Source organism: Streptomyces sp. NPDC042259 (assembly GCF_055582085.1).
The window spans coordinates 264710-281463 of sequence record NZ_JBVJDW010000011.1; the positions used below are offsets into that span (position 1 = coordinate 264710).

The window sequence follows — 16754 nt, forward strand, 5'->3', positions numbered from 1 at the left end:
GAGGATTCTCCGTGGGCGTGGAAGGCGAGGGCGGGACGGTGGGGTCAGGCGGCGGAGGCCGCGGTCAGCTCGTCGAGGGTGCGGGCAAGTTCCGCGACCGTGGTGCCCTGGTAGAAGGACCGCACCGGCACCTGCAGACCCCGCTCCTCCTCGATCAGCTTGATGAGGTCCATGGCCGACAGCGACGTGCCGCCGAGCGTGAAGAAGTCCTCCTCGGGCGCGGCGAGGGGGACGCGCAGCAACCGCGCGTACAGGGCCCCGACGTAGGCCTCGGTGGTCTCGGTGGCGTTCGCAGTGATCATGGCGTGGTACCTCTCGTTGACGGTGGAGTGGTGGAGGATTCGAAGCGCGGCCTGGTAGACGGTCTCGGCACTGACGCCCGTGGCCGCCAGGAGGCCGGCCTGGTCGTCCACCCGGTCGGGCAGCGGGACGCCGACGGCGACACGCGATACCGGCCGGGGAGCGTGTGCGGCGACCACGGTGCTGACGGCATCGCCCAGACCGCCGTGGAGGCGGTGTTCCTCCACGGTCACGACGCCCGCCGTCTCCGCTGCCGCGAGGGCGACGGCTTCCTCGTCGAACGGCACGAGCGTGTGGATCTGCAGGACACGGGCCGCGATCCCTTCCAGAGCCAACCGCTCGGCGGCGTCGAGCGCGAAGCGCACCGGATGGGGGCCGCAGGCTATGAGCGTGACGTCCCTGCCCTCGCGCAGCCGGACCGCCTCTCCGAGCCGGAAGGCAGGAACCTCGGTGCCGTGAACGGGCGGAGTGGCGGAACGGCCCAGGCGCAGGTACGAAGGCCCCGGCAGATCGTGCAGTGCCCGAACAGCAGGACCGATCTCACGGGCGTCGGCGGGCACGACGACGGTCAGCCCCGGCAGCGCGCGGGTGAACGCGAGGTCCTCCAGGCAGTAGTGCGAGCTGCCGAAATGGGCGGCGGACAGCCCTGCGTGGGTGGCCACCACCCTTACGGGCAGACTGTTGCCGACGATGTCGAGCTTCAGCTGCTCGGCAGCGCGGGTGACGGCGAACGCCGCCATGGTGTGCGCGTAGGGGCGCAACCCACGGGCAGCCAGCCCCGCGGACACACCGAACAGGTTGGCTTCGGCGATGCCGACGTTCACGTAACGGTCGGGGAATGCCTTCCCGAACGTGGAGTCCAGGCCGCCCATGTCACTGTCGAGGCACACGACCCGCTCGTCCAGGGCAGCCACGTCGGTGAGGGCGGCGCGGTAGGCCTCGCGAGGGTCGGAGACGTACTCGGGGATGCTGTTCACGAGGTTACCTGCCCGGTGGCGCGCAGCCCGGCCAGCGCCCTGCGGTGCAGGCCGGCACTGAGTTTGACGTAATGGCTTGCCGCGCGGCCCTCCAGGAACGGGATGCCACGGCCCTTGACGGTGCGGGCCACCACGGCGACCGGCCGCCCCGTCCGGGATGGAGTGCCCAGCACGTCGCGCAGGGCGTCGTGGTCGTGGCCGTCCACGGTGCGCACCTCCCAGCCGAAGGCGGCCAGGCGCTCGTCCAGCGGCTCGATCGCCACGGAGTCCTCCGTGGCCCCGGCAAGCTGAAGACCGTTGCGGTCGATGATGGCGGTCAGCTGGGAAAGACGCCGGTGTCCTGCGAACATCAGTGCCTCCCACACCGTCCCCTCCTGGAGCTCGCCGTCGCCCATGAGCACGAAGGTCCGGCCCTCGGCCCCCCGCAGCTGCGCCGCGAGGGCGACACCGGCACCCAGAGCCAGTCCGTGACCGAGGGAGCCGGTCGGGAACATCACGCCCGGCAGTCCCCGCGGCGGGTGCCCGAACAGCCGGCTGCCGGGACGTGCGTAGGTGGACAGCTCCGCCGGGTCGATGAGCCCGCGTGCGGCGAGCGCGGCGTACAAGGCGGGCGCGGCGTGCCCCTTGCTGAGCACGAAGGTGTCGCCGGAATCCGGTGCCTGCTGTGACGGCAACCGCAGGACCTCGCCGTAGAGCACGGCGAGTACGTCCGTGCAGGACAGACTGCCGCCCATGTGTGCCCCCTGCGGGCCCGCGGCCATGTCGACGATGCCACGCCGCATGCGCTGCGCCAGCTCACGGCTGTCCACGTCGTCGGCGGCAGCGCTCATCAGGGCCTGGTCGGGCGTGCTCACACCGTCTCCCGGGAGGCCGGGGCGGACTGCGCCATGCGACGGACCAGGTCGAGATGGGACCAGACCTTCTCGAATCCGTCGGTGTAGGCGCGCAGCGCGTCGCCGGCGCCGGGGTCGAGCTGCCGCCGCTGCAGGCACAGGGAGTCCTCGACGACGGCCGAGGCGATGGGGAAACGGCCGGTGTCGTCCACGTACGGGGCGAAGGCGGGGTGGTAGGGGAGGGGAGCCTCCTGGTAGCGGGAGACGGGAACGCCCTCCGCCCTCAGCACCCGGTGCAGGGCCTGCCGGACGGCAGCGCCGGTCAGTCCTTCCATGCCCAGCTCCTCGGGCACGAGCCGGAAGCGCAGGATGTGCCACACGTGCGAGCGGTCTTCTGGCACCACGGGAACGTGCAGGCCGGGCAAGGCGGCGAGCCGGGCGAGGAAGTCACGGATGCCGGGCTCGCGGCGCTGCGTGTACTCCTCCAGACGCTGCAGCTGGCTGTGAGCGAACGCCGCTTCGATGGGGCTGATGCGATGGTTCCACCCGCCGGTGTGCGAGATGTAGCTGCGCGTGCGGCGGGGCTTGGGGTCCTCGCCGAACTGACGGAGGCGGAGCACCTTGTCGTAGAGGGCGGAGTCGTCGGTTGTGATCAGACCGCCCTCACCACAGGTGGGCAGGTTCTTGCTGGGGTGCAGGCTGAAGCAGCCCACGGTGCCCAGGGCGCCGGTGCGGACTGTGCCCTGCGTCGCTCCATGAGACTGGGCCGCGTCCTCGATCACCGGAATGCCTTGGCGCGTGCCGAGCGTGACCAGTTCGTCCATGTCGGCTGGCAAGCCGTGCAGATGGACGGGGAGCAGCGCCGCGGTCCGTGGGGTGAGCGCTTCCTTCACCGAGCGGGGATCCATGGTGTACGTGACCGGATCGATGTCGGCGAAGACCGGAACGGCCCCCTGCTGCGTGACCGCAAGGGCCGTCGCGTTCATGGTCAGGGCGGGAACGATGACCTCGTCGCCCGGACCGATGCCCAGCGCGGCCAAGGACAGCTGCAGGGCCGCTGTGCCCGATCCCACGGCGGCGCAGTGCGCGGTCCCGCAGAAGTCCGCCCAGGCCCGCTCCAGGGCGGGAACCTCGGCCTCGCCCTCCGCCGAAGCGGTGAGCTTGCCGCTGGCCAGCACGCGGGCGACCGCCTCCTGATCCGCGGGAGTGATCAGGGGCCACTGAGGCGTGGCGGTGGTCTGTGGCACCGCGCGCGGCCCGCCGAGCAGGGCGAGCTGCTGTCCCTGATGGGCTGTCATCTGGTCCCCCGGTTCATACCTTGTCCAAAGCGGATTCGACGGCCTGGAAGGCGGCCTCGTAACTGCGCAGCAGCGTCTTGCCGTGCGAGAGCACCTGCTGTGCGGACTCGTGCGGGCGTTCCGCGCCGTGAGCCGCGCTGACGCGCACCCCGGTCCAGGAGTGGGAGGCGAGTTCGACCGCGCGGGCGGCCTCGGCGAGGCGGGGGCGCTCCAGCCGCTGGGCCGCCCAGGCCAGCAGTTTCGCGTGCAGCCCTGCCTCTGCCTGCGCCGGCCAGCCGATGCGGTAGGTACGCAGCAGCGCTTCGGGGCCCTCCTGGTCGACGAGAGCGGGCAGGGCCTCCAGGTAGGCGGCCAGGGCGGGCAGCCCGTCGCCCTCCTCGCCGCGCAGCGAACACAGGTTGGTGGCCAGTGCCTCCCGCAGCCAGGGCCACTCCAGGGCGGGCTGGGGGCCGAGGGTCCGCACCTCCAGCCAGCGCCGGGCGGGCCCGGATCCGGCGAAGAACGGGTCGCTGCCGTCGTCGGGATTGGCCGACGAGCGGCTGCGGTCCAGCACGGTGCGAGGCAGCGAGCCGCGGTAGGCGGGCGGCATCGGGTCCAGCACCTGGTACTCGTCCGTCGCCTCGTCCCACGCGGTGACCATCAACAGGTGGCCTGCGTGCACGTCGTGATAGGCGGGCCGGAACGGCAGGTGGTAGTTGTCCACGGCGACGATGGGCACGAGGCCCTCGGCGAGCGCCGCGACGACCTGGCTGTGCCCCTCCTCGGCCGTTGCCGGGCGGTGCCAGTGCATCTGCAGGGGGTGGTAGAGGCCGAAGGCGTCGGCCAGCCCGTCGCCCGCGGGGTGGAAGAACTCCACCGGCTCGCAGGCATCGGGAGTGGCACGCAGCCGCCAGCCCGTGCCCAGGGCCTGGAGCGGGTCCCAGCCGCTGAGCCTCAGCACGTGGACGACGTCCACCTGGAGGCAGCTGCACAGGTCGTCGTACCAGGCGGTGTCCGCCACGGGGACCGCGGCCGAGTACGGGCCGGTGACCGGAACGCTCATCGGACACCCTCCACCGTCAGGGCGAACAGGTGGAGCGCGGGGTTGTCGGGCAGCCGGACGGCCCGCAACGCCTCGCGGCGAACGGCGGGGACGCGCACCGACCAGACCTGGCCGCCCAGGTTCTCCTGGACGTGGTGCGGGTAGTGCATTCCGTCCGACCTGGCCGCGAGGACTTCGCCGAAGTGACCGTTGGCCGGCCAGAAGTCGGAGACCCTCAGCCACTCGGGGTCGACGGCGCCGGAGGCGTAGTGCAGGTGAATGGTCTCCTCGCAGCGGCGCTCGGAGGTGATGAGCAGGTGCAGCCAGTCGGCGGGTGTGCCGTCGGGCAGGTGGATGAGCTGTGCCGCGCAGCGGACGTTGTCGGGTGCGACACCGTCGGGCTCCGGCAGGTCGAACTCGACGCCGGAGACGCGTATCCGGCCGGGCGGCAGGGTGCCGATGGGGAGGCTGTTGCCCCAGACGTTCAGCCGTCCGTTGCCCAGGGTGTCGGTGCCGGTGAACGCGACGCTGTTGAGGAGCGCCGAGAGGTCCACGGGCAGCTGGATGTGTTCTCTCGCCTCCCTGGGCCTGGCGCTGGCTGATTCGGTCATCTGAAGAGTCACTTCTTCGCCCTCCATGTACAGGGTGAGCTTGGCCCCTAGAGTCTACATAGACTCCATCTTGACTTTGAAGTGTCTGTTGATTTTGAATATCTACATCGCCCGATTCGAGCAGAGGCTTGAATAATCAACATGGAGAGTGCGATGTCTGTGGAGACCCTGGCGGAGAAGCCCGCGTGCCCCGAGTGCGCCGCCGGTGTGGCGCTGGCCGCCGACACCCAGGCGACCGAGATCGTGGTGTGCCCGGAGTGCACCGCCGAGCTGGAAGTCATCACGGTCGGCCCGATCGTCCTGGCGCTCGCCCCCGAGGTCGAAGAGGACTGGGGTGAGTAACAGCCCCCGGGCCGACGACGCGCTGCCGGTGGCGCTGGTCGCCTCCCGCGTGAGGTACGAGGAGAAACTGCTCCTCGAAGCCTTCCGGCGGCGCGGCGTCGACGTGGTCACCGTCGACGACCGCACCCTCGCCTACCAGGTCGGGGGGCCACGTCCGGCCTGGCGCACCGTGCTGAACCGGTCCCTGTCGGGCAGCCGGCGCCTGGAGGTCAGCCGCATGTGCGAGGCCTTCGGCATCCCGGTCACCAACTCCACGGCGACCACGGCCACCTGCGACAGCAAGATCGCAGGGACGCTCGCCCTGCACGGTGCCGGCCTGCCCGTCCCGGACACCGCCGTCTCCCTCAGCCCCGTCGGCGGACACACGGCCCTGGCACTCGTCGGCCTGCCCGCCGTGGTCAAGCCCGTCAACGGGTCCTGGGGACGCGGAGTGTGCAGAATCAACGACCAGGACTCGGCGGAAGCCGTCCTGGGCCTGAAGGAGAGCCTGCCCTCCCCGTCACAGCACCTCGTCTACGCGCAGGAATTCGTCCGCACGCCCCAGCGCGACATCCGCGTCATGGTCCTGGGGGACCGCGCCGTGGCGGCCGCCTACCGCACCAGCGACCACTGGATCAGCAACGCCGCCCGCGGAGCCCACACCGTCCGCTGCCCGCTGACACCGGAGATCGAGAGTCTGGCGATCCGGGCGGCGGCAGCGGTCGGCGGCGGAGTCCTCGGCGTGGACCTGCTGGAAAGCGACGACGGGCGCCTGCTGGTCAACGAGGTGAACAGCGGCGTCGAGTTCCGGGGAACAGCCGAGGCCCAAGGCGGCCAAATGTCCGCCGACGACCTCGCGGACGCCGTGGTCGACCACGTCCTCAACCTTCCCATCCCGCAGCACCCGGACAGCCGGGTCCCACCGAAGCAGGAGGGCGACAGCCCATGAGAGCCAGCGTCCTGGGGGGCGCCGGATACGTCGGGGGAGAGCTGGTCCGGCTTCTGCATGGACACCCCTCGATGGACCTGGTCCAAGCCACCTCCCGGCAGCACGCCGGAAAGCCGCTGCACAGCGCCCACCCCAACCTCCGCGGCGTCGCCGAGCCGGTGTTCACCGACCCGGACCGGCTGGAGAAGGTGGACGTGCTCTTCAGCGCCCTTCCGCGCGGGGTGTTCGCCGCCCGCCTTCCGGAACTCGCCAAGGTGGCCGACGTCCTGGTCGACCTCAGCCCCGACCACCGCCTCCACGACGAGGCCGAGGCCGCCCGGGTCTACGGCGCCGACGTCGAGCAGACGCAGACCGCCCGCGGGTTCGTCCCCGGCCTGCCGGAGCTCTACCGCGACCGCCTGACGGGCGCCGACCGCATCGCGGTGCCCGGCTGCATGGCCACCGCCGCGACCCTCGCCCTCCACCCCCTCGCCGCGGCCGGCCTGGTCAGCGGCGACGTCGTGGTCGACGCACGCACCGGATCCAGCGGCTCTGGCAACAAGCCCGGAGCGGGTTCCCACCACGCCGAACGCGCCTCGGCCTTGCGCCTGTACGGCCCCGTGGGCCACCGGCACGAGCCGGAGATCGCCCAGCACTGCGGGATCCGTGCGCGAATGACCGTCACCGGCATCCCCGCCGTGCGCGGCGTCCAGATCGTCGCGCAGGTCCGGCCGCCGCAGCCCGTCACCTCGGCCCAGGTGTGGTCCGCCTACCGGCAGCACTACACCGACGAGCCGTTCATCCGCCTCGTCGCCCAGCGCACCGGCCTCAACCGGCTGCCCGAGCCGCGCGTGCTGTACGGAGCGAACTTCTGCGACGTCGGCTTCGCCCTTGACGGGGACGGCGAGCGCGTCGTCGCCGTCGCCGCGCTGGACAACCTCGTCAAGGGCGCAGCCGGCGGAGCCGTGCAGAGCGCCAACATCGCCACCGGACTGGGCGAAGGGGAAGGCCTCAACTTCCTCGGACTCCACCCGATGTAAAGGGAACGACTGGCCATGACTCTCGTCATCAAGATCGGCAGTGACCTGGACACCGGGCCCGTGCTCGACGACGTCGCGGCACTGGCCGCGCAGGGGCACCGCATCGTGCTCGTCCACGGCGGCGGCCAGGAGGCCGACCGGCTCGCCCACCGGCTCGGCACACCTCCGCGACAGCTCCGCTCCCCTGACGGCACCAGTGCCCGCCGCACCGATCAGGACGCCCTCGACGCCCTCACGATGGCCCTCCTCGGGCGCGTCAAGCCCCAGCTCGTCGCAGGGCTCAGGCGACGCGCCGTCATGGCCGCAGGACTCTCCGGCGCTGACGCGGGCATCCTCACCGCCGTCCGCAAGAGCGCCCTGCGCGTGCAGGACGGAGACCGCGTCCGCGTCATACGCGACGACCTCAGCGGACGCGTCGTACGAGCCGACACGCGGGCGCTGTCCGCGTTGCTGGACGCCGGCATCGTGCCCGTGCTCTCGCCGCCCGCAGCGGCGGAGGACGGAACGCTGCTCAACGTCGACGCTGACCGGACCGCATCCGCCCTCGCCCTGGCACTGCACGCCGAAGCGCTCTTGCTCCTCACCAACGCCCCGGGAGTCCTCCGCGACCCCGATGATGCGCACAGCCTGATCCGTGCACTCGACGCGCAGGACCTCACCGACGAGGAGCTGCCCGGCTCGGCCCGCATCCAAGGACGCATGCGCCACAAGATCCGCGCAGCGAGCCAGGCCCACACCGGCGGCATCCCTGTGGTGACCATCGCCCCGGGCACCGGCACCGAGCCGGTGCGCGCCGCCCTGCGCGGCGACGCCGGAACCCGCCTGGTGACGGCCACCTCCCCGACAAGCCTGAGGAGCCCGGCGTGAACCCGCTCGGCGACTACCCCACCCGGCTGCTTCGTGGGCTGGTGTCCATCCCCTCCGTCTCCGGCGGCGAAGCCCGCGCCTCGGCCCACCTGGCCGGACAGATGGAGCGACTGGGCCTGCGAGCCCACGTCGACGCGGTCGGCAATGCCGTCGGCGAGATCGGCCCGCCCGGCGCCCCGACCATCCTGCTCCTCGGGCACATCGACACCGTGCCCGGCGACATCGCCGTCTGCCAGGTCGGCGACCTCCTCTACGGCCGCGGCACCGTCGACGCCAAGGGCCCCCTGGTGGCCATGGCCTGCGCGGCGGCACTCGCCGCACAGGCCAACCCCGACCTGCGCATCATCGTCGCCGGAGCCGTCGGCGAAGAAGTCCCCGGCTCCCGCGGCGCCCGACACCTGATGCGCACCCTTGCCGCACCCGACGCCGTCGTCATCGGCGAACCGAGCGGCTGGGACGGCGTCTGCCTCGGATACAAGGGCCGCGTGGGCGTCGACTACGAGGTCCGGCGCCCACCCATGCACACCTCCAGCCCGGAGGAGACCGCCGTCGAAGCCGCCAACCGCTTCTGGCAGGGCGTCAAGGGATACATCCACGACGTCTCCTACGGACACGAAGGCGTCTCCTTCGACGCGGCATCGGCCACCCTCGTCCAGCTCGACGGCGACATCCGCGCGGCCAGCGCGTCCATCACCTGCCGGGTCCCGGTCGGCTTCGACTTCGACCGCTTCCAGCGCTTCGTGGACGACTCCGCCGTCCAGGCCGTCGCCCGGCTCGACGAACGCGTCCCCGCCGTACGACGCGGCGTCGCCGACCCCGTGGCCCGCTCGCTGCGAGCCGCGATCCGCCGCCAGGGCGCCCGCCCCGTCCTGCGCCTGAAAGCCGGCACCTCGGACATGAACGTCATCGACGCCCAGTGGCCCGTACCGATGGTCGCCTACGGCCCCGGCAACGCGCACCTGGACCACACCGACGACGAACACATCGCTATCCCCGACCTGTACCGGTCCATCGACGTCCTGGCCGAAGCCCTGCCCGCCCTGCCCGCACTGCTGCCCGCCCGTCCCCTCCTCCACGCCGCCGCTTGAAGCGGGCGTGGAGCGCCACCGCGAAGGAGTCTGCCGCCATGGGGCGCGTCGACAACAAGACCGTCATGATCACCGGAGCCGGCCGTGCCCTGGGCCGGTCGCACGCACTGCTGTTCGCCGAGGAAGGCGCCGACCTCGTCCTCACCGACCTCGCACGGGACACCGGCGGTCCGTACCCCATGTCCGGCCGCAAGCTCCTGGAAGAGACCGCCCGCGAATGCCGGCGCCTGGGCAGCAGAGTCGTCACAGCCGTCGCCGACGTCCGCGACCAGCAGCAGATCGACGACGCGGTAGCCGCCGGCATCGAGGAATTCGGCGCCCTCGACGTACTCATCAACAACGCTGGCCTGCTCACCCCCGGCGGGGTGATGTCCCACCAGCTCAGCGAAGAGGACTGGCAGCTGGTGATGGACGTCAACATCAACGGCACCTGGCGCTGCGCCCGCGCCGTCCTGCCCCACATGGTGGAACGGCGCGCCGGCTCCATCGTCAACACCGCATCGACCGGCGGCCTCGTCGCCTTCGAGATGTTCTCCAGCTACGTCGCCTCCAAGCACGCCGTCGTCGGCCTCACCAAGGCCCTCGCCCTCGAGTACGGGCGCCTGGGCATCCGGGTGAACGCGGTGTGCCCCACTACCGTCGAGGCCGATCCGGACCTCCACACCCACAGCACCGACGCCGTCGCCGCATCGATCGGCAGCACTCTGGAGGACTACGAGCGCAGCTCCGCCTCCTACCACGCACTGCGCAGGCTCGTCACCGCCCGAGAGGTATCGGAGGCCTGCCTGTGGCTCGCCGCCGACACCGCCGGCGGAGTCACGGGCACCTGCCTGGTGGTGGACGGCGGGTTCACCGCCCGCTGACCCCACCACGCCCATCGCCCCTCGACCGAGACCGCCCAGCCCGTACGGAGACCTCCCTTGTCCGACATCGTTTTCACCATAGACGACGAGATAGCCCGTCGCCTCGCCGAACTGGACCCTCGACGCCGCGAACTGGCCCTGCAGCTGCTGGCCGAGAGTGCCGAGGCAGAGCCGACGACCGACGACACCATCACCCGGCGCCCCACCGGCGCCAGCAGTCCGCGCCTGTCCTACGAGCAAGAGCGCCTGTGGTTCATGGACCGCCTCGTGCCCTTCCGCGAGGTCTTCCACGTACCCACCGCCCTGCGCCTGACCGGCCCCCTGGACCTGGACGCCTTCCAGCAGGCCGTCCAGCGCACCGCCGAACGCCACGAGGCCCTGCGCACGGTCTTCACCGAGACCCCCGACGGCCCGGCACAGACCGTCCTGGACCACGTCGAGATCACCGTCTCCCTCGACGACCTGACCCTTGAAGACGCCCCCTGGCAGGAGGCCGAGAAGCGCGCGGCCGCCGCGGTGCTCGAACCCTTCGACCTCACCCGAGGCCCCCTGTTGCGGGTGCGGGTCTACCGGACCGCCGCCGAAGAGCACCTGCTGCTCATCGTCCAGCACCACATCGTCTCGGACTACTGGTCCCTGGGCATCCTCCTGTCCGAGCTGGGCGAGACGTACGCGGCACACACCCAGGGCAGCCCCGAGCCCCCCGCCCCGGCCCTGCACTACCCCGACTTCTCCGACTGGCAGCGCCACACCCTCACCGGCGCACGGCTGGAGCGAGAACTGCAATTCTGGAAACAGACCCTGCACGGCGCCCCCGACCTGCTGGAACTGCCCACCGACCGGCCCCGGCGGATCGAGCGCCGCACGCGCGGACGCTTCCACCCCGTGCGCTTCGCCCCCGCTCTCACCCGCGGCCTGCGCACTCTCGCCCAGCAAGAGGGCGCGACACTGCACGTCACCGTCCTCGCCGGGTACTTCGCCGCCCTCGCCCGCCACACGCGCCAGGACGACATCGTCGTCGGCGTGCCCGTGGCCGGCCGGACCAGGCCCGAGGTCCAATCGATGATCGGCTACTTCCTCAACTGGCTGCCCATCCGCGTCGACCTCAGTGACCGGCCCACCTTCACCGAGCTCCTGCGCCGGGTCAAGGACGCCTCCACGCAGGCCTTCACCCACCAGGATCTGCCCTTCGAAATGCTCGTGCAGGCCCTCAACACCCGCCGAGTCCCCGGCTCCACCCCCGTCTTCCAGACGTCCTTCAGCCTGCGCGACTCGGCCCCGCTCCCGCCCGCCTTCCCCGGCATCGGCACCGAATTCGCGGACCTGGGCGGGGGAGCGACCCACTACGACATCATGGCCGAGCTGTGGGAGGAGGACGGCACCGTCACCGGATACCTCCCTTACAACGACGAGCTGTTCGACGACAGCACCGTCGGCGCCTTCTTCGACCGCATGCACCGCCTCCTCGAAGACGCCGTCCGCCGCCCCGGCACCCCCGTCAGCGAACTCGACCTGCTCGGCGACCAGGAACGCCGGCGCATGCTCGGACGCCCTGCCACCGCCTCCGCACCCCCCGGCGACACCCTCCACGAGCGGTTCACCCAGCAGGCAGCGCAGCACGCCCAGCGCACCGCCGTGACTTTCGAGGACGAGCAGGTCAGCTACGAAGAGTTGGAGCGACGCTCCAACCGCTTCGCCCACGCCCTTCGTGCGCTCGGCGCCGGCCCCGGCCACAACGTCGCCGTCCACCTCGACCGCTGCGCCGACCTGCCCGCCGTGATTCTGGGCGTCCTGAAGACCGGCGCCGCCTACGTGCCCATCGACGCCGACACCCCGCCCCGGCGCACCGAGCGCCAGCTCACCGACTCCAGCTGCGTCGCGGTCGTCACGACCTCGGATCTCCACGCCCGCTACGACGGGACGACACCGCCGGCGCTACTCCTGGACGCCTGTGGCGAAGAGCTCTCCGCACAGCCGGACCACCCGCTGCCGCCGTCAGCGGTGGGACCCGACTCGCCCGCCTACATCATCTACACCTCCGGCTCCACCGGCACCCCCAAGGGCGTCGTGGTCAGTCACGCCAACGCCATCAGGCTGTTCACGTCCACCGAGGCCCTGTTCGGCTTCGGACCCGAGGACGTGTGGACGCTGTTCCACTCCCACGCCTTCGACTTCTCCGTGTGGGAGCTGTGGGGCGCCCTGCTGCACGGCGGCCGACTCGTCGTCGTCCCGCACTGGATCACCCGTGCGGCCGACGAGTTCACCGACCTACTGGCCCGCGAACAGGTCACCGTCCTCAATCAGACACCGTCCTCCTTCGCGCAGGTCAGCCGCATCGTCCTCGACCGCGGTGACCGCCTGCCCCTGCGCCATGTCATCTTCGGCGGCGAAGCACTGGACCCGGCCACCCTCGGAGAGTGGTTCGACGCCCACGGCGACCAAAGCCCGCGGCTGGTGAACATGTACGGCATCACCGAGACCACCGTGCACGTCACCCACCGCCTGGTGACCGTGGCCGACGTCCACACCACCGATTCCGTCATCGGCGAAGCGCTGCCTGACCTCTCCCTGTACGTGCTCGACGACGACCTCCAGCCGGTACCGCCCGGCGTACCCGGAGAACTCTTCGTCGGCGGCGCCGGCGTGGCGAGCGGATACCTCGGACGCCCCGACCTGACCGCCGAACGCATGCTCCCCGACCCGTACAGCCCCACACCCGGGGCCCGCATGTACCGAAGCGGCGACCTGGCCAAACGCCTCCCCGCCGGGGAACTGGTCTACCTGGGACGCGCGGACGATCAGGTCAAGATCCGCGGACACCGCATCGAACTCGGCGAGATCCGCTCCGCACTCTCCCGGCTCGACGAGATCGACGACGCGGTGGTCGTGGCTGGACCCGACGCGACCGGCACCCAGCGCCTCATCACCTACTACGTGCCCTCCGACAAGGCCGCCGACCAGCAGCCCTCCGCACGGGACCTGCGTCGGGCCCTCTCCCGCACCCTCCCCGACTGGATGGTGCCCGCGCTCTACGAACCTCTGGAGAGCATCCCGCTCACTCGCAACGGCAAACTGGACCGCAAGGCCCTCCCCACCCCCGGAAACGGACGCACCACCACCGAACGCGTCCACGTACCCCCCACCACCCCCACCGAGATCGCACTCGCCGCCATCTGGCAGGAACTGCTCACCCTGCCCCGGGTCGGCCAGGACGACGACTTCTTCCACCTCGGCGGACACTCCCTGATGGTGGTCCAGCTCGTATCCCGCATCAGGGAACGCCTGCACCGTGAAGTGCCCATCGCCACGCTCTTCCAGCACGCCGTGCTGCGCGACATGGCAGCAGCGGTCGATTCGGACGCCACCGCCTACGACGCCGGCCCCGGCCTGACGGTCGACGAGGACACCGCCCTCGCCGGCCTGAGCGAAGCCGAGATCGACGCCATGCTCTTCGCGCTGGACGAGAAGTGACCTCGTCTCTCCCCGACGCCCGGACCCACTCACCCCAGCGAGGACTCACCATGCCGCACGACACCCAGCAGACCGTCGAAGAACTCCTGCCCCTCACCCCGGCACAGGCCCAACTCTGGTTCGCCGAGACGCTCGAGACCGGCCGCACCCTCTACACCGAGTCCGGCGCCCTGCGCCTGACCGGCACCCTCGACTCCCAGGCGCTGGAACGCGCCCTGCTCAGCGCCGTCACCCGGCACGAGGCCCTGCGCACAGTGATCCTGCCGCAGGACGGCGTGCCCGCCATGCGCGTACTGCCCCCGCCGGCCGATCCGCCCCTGGAGACCACCGACCTGCGCGACGTCCCTGCCGCACAGCGCGAAGAGGCCGCACGAGCCCTGGCCACCGGCTTCGTCGAGCGTCCCACCGACTTGGCCGCCGGCCCGCTCTTCCGTGCCCTGCTGGTGCGGCTGGCCGACGACGACTTCCTGTTCGTCCTCGCCTGCCACCACCTGGTGTGCGACGCCGCCTCCGCAGCGATCGTCCTCGACGAGGTCATCCGTGACTACACCGCCTTCACCCACGGTCTGCCCTCCGGCATCGACGAGCCCGAGCTCCAGTACGGCGACTACGCCGTGTGGGAGCGAGAGACCCGCGAGGCAGCAGAGCCGGCCGAGGCCGACCACTGGCGAAAGGTCCTCCAGGACGTACCGACCGTCCTGGACCTGAGCCCTGCAACAACCCGCCCCGCGGTCAAGCGCACGGACGGCACACGCGTCGAATGCTCCCTCGGCGACGACCTCGCCGAACCGCTCCAGGCCCTGGCCCGCAGACACCGGACCTCCACCTACGTCGTGGCGCTCGCAGCATTCAGCGCGTTCATCGCACGCCGCACGGACCAGCACGACTTCGTGCTCGGCACCATGGTTCCCGGCCGGGACGCCGCCGAGCTGGAGCGCGTCGTCGGGCAGTTCGCCAACACGGTGCCCATGCGCCTGGACACCACGGGCAACCCCACCTACGACGAACTGATCCGCCGCTGCTCCCACGCCGTCATGGAAGCCGCAGGTCACGGTCGCCTCAGCCTCGGCCGCATCATCGAGCTCGCCGTGCCCGGCGGCGGCCGGTCCCCGGCCCGCAACGCCCTGGTGCAGCACCTGTTCCTGCCTCGACTGTCCCCCATGGAGACCGATGCCTTCGGCGGCCTCCACGCCGAACCGGTCGAGGTCGACCGCACCCGCGGCCGACTCGACACCATCACCGAAATCACCGTCTCCGCCGGAGCCGTCCGAGCCTGGGTGGAGTACGACACCGCACTGTTCGAGCACACCGCGGTTACCGAGCTGTTCAGCCAGTACGCCGACGTGCTGCGCACCTGGGTAACCGATCCGCGGCTGCCGATGTCCGAGCTTCCCGTCACGACCGTGGAAACTCCTGTTCCCGCGCACGAGGAGACGGCCCTCCGGACCGAGGGCGACAACGACTCGGCACTCCTGAGCCTCATCTGTGAAATGTGGGCACAGACCCTGGATCTCGACGCCGCCGACCCGGACGACGACTTCTTCGTGCTCGGCGGGCACTCAATGCTCTCCGCCCGCCTCGTCGGCCGGCTGCGCGAAGTCCTGGCCGTCGACGTTCCCTTGCGCACCCTCTTCGAAAACCCCACCCCCGCCCTCCTGAACTCTGAGCTCGAACGGCTCAATCCCGGGCTCGGCGAACTCGTCCAGGCCATCGCCGACGCCCAGGCAGACCCCCTGCACACCACTGAGACCCCGCAGACCCCCACTGGCACCAGCGAGCAGCCCGCCGGCCCGCGCCTCGTCCCCCTCACCGCGTCCCAGCTGCAGATCTGGCTGGCGGAGCAGATGGCACCCGGCTCCCTCACCCACACCGTGCCCATGCTCCTCACGCTCCGGGGCCCGCTCGACGCCGAAGCGCTGTGTGCCGCCGTCGCCGATGTCGTCGACCGGCAGGAGGCCCTGCGCACCACCTTCGTCGAGGTGGACGCCGAGCCCCGCCAGCGCATCGTCCCCCACCTGGAGACCGAAGTCCCCGTGGTGGACTTCTCCGGCCTCGCGCCGGCCCTACAGCTTCAAGCCGCGGCTGAGATGCGGCAGCAGACGGCGCACACCCCCATCGATCTCGCCGAGGGCCCGCTGTTCCAGGCACGCCTGGTCAAGCTGGGCGAGCAGGAGCACGTACTGCACCTGCTCTTCCACCATCTGGTGACGGACGAGGTGGCCATGACCGTCTTTATGCGAGAACTGTCCGAATTCTACCGGGCCAGGGCCGAAGGTCGTGATCACCGGCTGCCGCCCTTGTCCACGGACATCGCTGGCCTGGTCGCCGACGAGCAGGCGCTGCTCGACGGTGCCGAGGGCGACCGGTTGCGCCGCTATTGGACCCGTGAGCTAACCGGAGCGCGGGAGCTGACCCTGCCCACCGACCGGCCCAGGCCCCTCAAGCCCTCCCACGAGGGGGAGTTCCTGCAGGGCTGGGGCCCCGGCGAGCTCTTCGACCGCATGGCGGCAACGGCGCGCAAGGACCGCACGACGGCTTTTAGCGTCTTCCTCACGGCCGTCACCACCCTCTTGCACCGCATGAGCGGTGAGGACGACATCGTCATCGGCATCCCGTGCGAGAACCGCACTCAGCCCGGCGCCGACCAGCTCATCGGCTGCTTCCTCAACGTCCTGCCCTTGCGGGTGGACTGCTCGGGCGACCCGACGTTCCGGGAACTCCAGCGCCGCGTCGGCGAACGCCTGCTGGAGGCGTACGACCACCAGCGACTGCCCCTCGCGGAGATCGTCGACGCCGTCCGCCCGGAACGAGCGGACAACAGGCTTCCGCTCTTCCAGATCACCTGCGAGCTGCAACTGGCCACGTGGATGCCGCTGGACCTGCCCAGCGTCACCGCCGAGTACGAGCTCGTCTCTCACGGCACCGCCCGCTACGACATGGCCTTCCACGGACAGGCCCACCCGGACCGGCTGAGCGTGGCGGTGGAGCTCAACACGGAACTGTGGGAGAAGAAGACCGGACTGCGCCGGATCGACGACGTGCTCGCGATCCTGGGTCAGGCACTCACCGGAACAGGGGCCGACACTCCGCTGTCCGCGTTCGACCTCGGCTGAGGGACCGGGATGGGGTGGTACGG

At 71.0% G+C, this 16754-nt stretch carries 13 protein-coding genes; 8 read left to right on the forward strand and 5 right to left on the reverse strand.

Annotation, left to right across the window (positions count from 1 at the left end; genetic code table 11):
- Window positions 1–44: 44 nt before the first annotated feature.
- The 5 genes from ACZ6MA_RS27075 to ACZ6MA_RS27095 are packed head-to-tail and all read right to left on the reverse strand — an operon-like array spanning window position 45 to window position 5040.
- Window positions 45–1277: a transketolase C-terminal domain-containing protein gene (locus ACZ6MA_RS27075; protein ID WP_469436658.1), complete on the reverse strand. Its 1233-nt coding sequence runs from the start codon at window positions 1275–1277 to the stop codon at window positions 45–47.
- Window positions 1274–2131 (reverse strand): transketolase, encoded by an 858-nt coding sequence (locus ACZ6MA_RS27080; RefSeq protein WP_469436660.1) that lies wholly within the window; start codon window positions 2129–2131, stop codon window positions 1274–1276. Before ACZ6MA_RS27080 ends, ACZ6MA_RS27075 begins: the two co-directional genes overlap by 4 nt.
- The gene (locus tag ACZ6MA_RS27085) at window positions 2128–3408 is read right to left on the reverse strand and encodes a DegT/DnrJ/EryC1/StrS family aminotransferase (protein ID WP_469436662.1); all 1281 of its coding nucleotides are present in this window, start codon (window positions 3406–3408) and stop codon (window positions 2128–2130) included. The genes ACZ6MA_RS27080 and ACZ6MA_RS27085 overlap by 4 nt, the downstream gene beginning before the upstream one ends.
- A gap of 13 nt (window positions 3409–3421) precedes the next feature.
- Entirely contained in the window at window positions 3422–4450 is a 1029-nt protein-coding gene (locus tag ACZ6MA_RS27090; protein WP_469436663.1) for a BtrH N-terminal domain-containing protein, read from the reverse strand.
- Window positions 4447–5040 (reverse strand): hypothetical protein, encoded by a 594-nt coding sequence (locus tag ACZ6MA_RS27095; RefSeq protein ID WP_469436665.1) that lies wholly within the window; start codon window positions 5038–5040, stop codon window positions 4447–4449. Before ACZ6MA_RS27095 ends, ACZ6MA_RS27090 begins: the two co-directional genes overlap by 4 nt.
- A gap of 153 nt (window positions 5041–5193) precedes the next feature.
- Here ACZ6MA_RS27095 and lysW point away from each other — a divergent pair, with 153 nt between their 5' ends.
- Genes lysW through ACZ6MA_RS27135 form a run of 8 tightly spaced genes read left to right on the forward strand, consistent with a single transcriptional unit; the run spans window position 5194 to window position 16731 of the window.
- On the forward strand, window positions 5194–5382 hold the full coding sequence (gene lysW / locus ACZ6MA_RS27100; RefSeq protein ID WP_469436667.1) for a lysine biosynthesis protein LysW: 189 nt from the start codon (window positions 5194–5196) through the stop codon (window positions 5380–5382).
- The gene (locus ACZ6MA_RS27105) at window positions 5375–6310 is read left to right on the forward strand and encodes a RimK family alpha-L-glutamate ligase (protein ID WP_469436668.1); all 936 of its coding nucleotides are present in this window, start codon (window positions 5375–5377) and stop codon (window positions 6308–6310) included. The genes lysW and ACZ6MA_RS27105 overlap by 8 nt, the downstream gene beginning before the upstream one ends.
- Window positions 6307–7329, forward strand: coding sequence for an N-acetyl-gamma-glutamyl-phosphate reductase (gene argC, locus ACZ6MA_RS27110; RefSeq protein WP_469436670.1), 1023 nt, complete (start codon window positions 6307–6309; stop codon window positions 7327–7329). The genes ACZ6MA_RS27105 and argC overlap by 4 nt, the downstream gene beginning before the upstream one ends.
- 15 nt (window positions 7330–7344) lie before the next feature.
- On the forward strand, window positions 7345–8196 hold the full coding sequence (locus ACZ6MA_RS27115; protein ID WP_469436671.1) for a [LysW]-aminoadipate kinase: 852 nt from the start codon (window positions 7345–7347) through the stop codon (window positions 8194–8196).
- Window positions 8193–9284 (forward strand): M20/M25/M40 family metallo-hydrolase, encoded by a 1092-nt coding sequence (locus ACZ6MA_RS27120; RefSeq protein ID WP_469436673.1) that lies wholly within the window; start codon window positions 8193–8195, stop codon window positions 9282–9284. Before ACZ6MA_RS27115 ends, ACZ6MA_RS27120 begins: the two co-directional genes overlap by 4 nt.
- Window positions 9285–9322: 38 nt before the next feature.
- Window positions 9323–10147, forward strand: coding sequence for an SDR family oxidoreductase (locus ACZ6MA_RS27125; protein ID WP_469436674.1), 825 nt, complete (start codon window positions 9323–9325; stop codon window positions 10145–10147).
- Window positions 10148–10204: 57 nt separating this feature from the next.
- Window positions 10205–13618 (forward strand): non-ribosomal peptide synthetase, encoded by a 3414-nt coding sequence (locus ACZ6MA_RS27130; protein WP_469436676.1) that lies wholly within the window; start codon window positions 10205–10207, stop codon window positions 13616–13618.
- 50 nt (window positions 13619–13668) lie between these two features.
- Window positions 13669–16731 carry a condensation domain-containing protein gene (locus ACZ6MA_RS27135; protein ID WP_469436678.1) on the forward strand — a complete coding sequence of 1021 codons (3063 nt, stop codon included), beginning with the start codon at window positions 13669–13671 and terminating at the stop codon, window positions 16729–16731.
- Window positions 16732–16754: the final 23 nt, after the last annotated feature.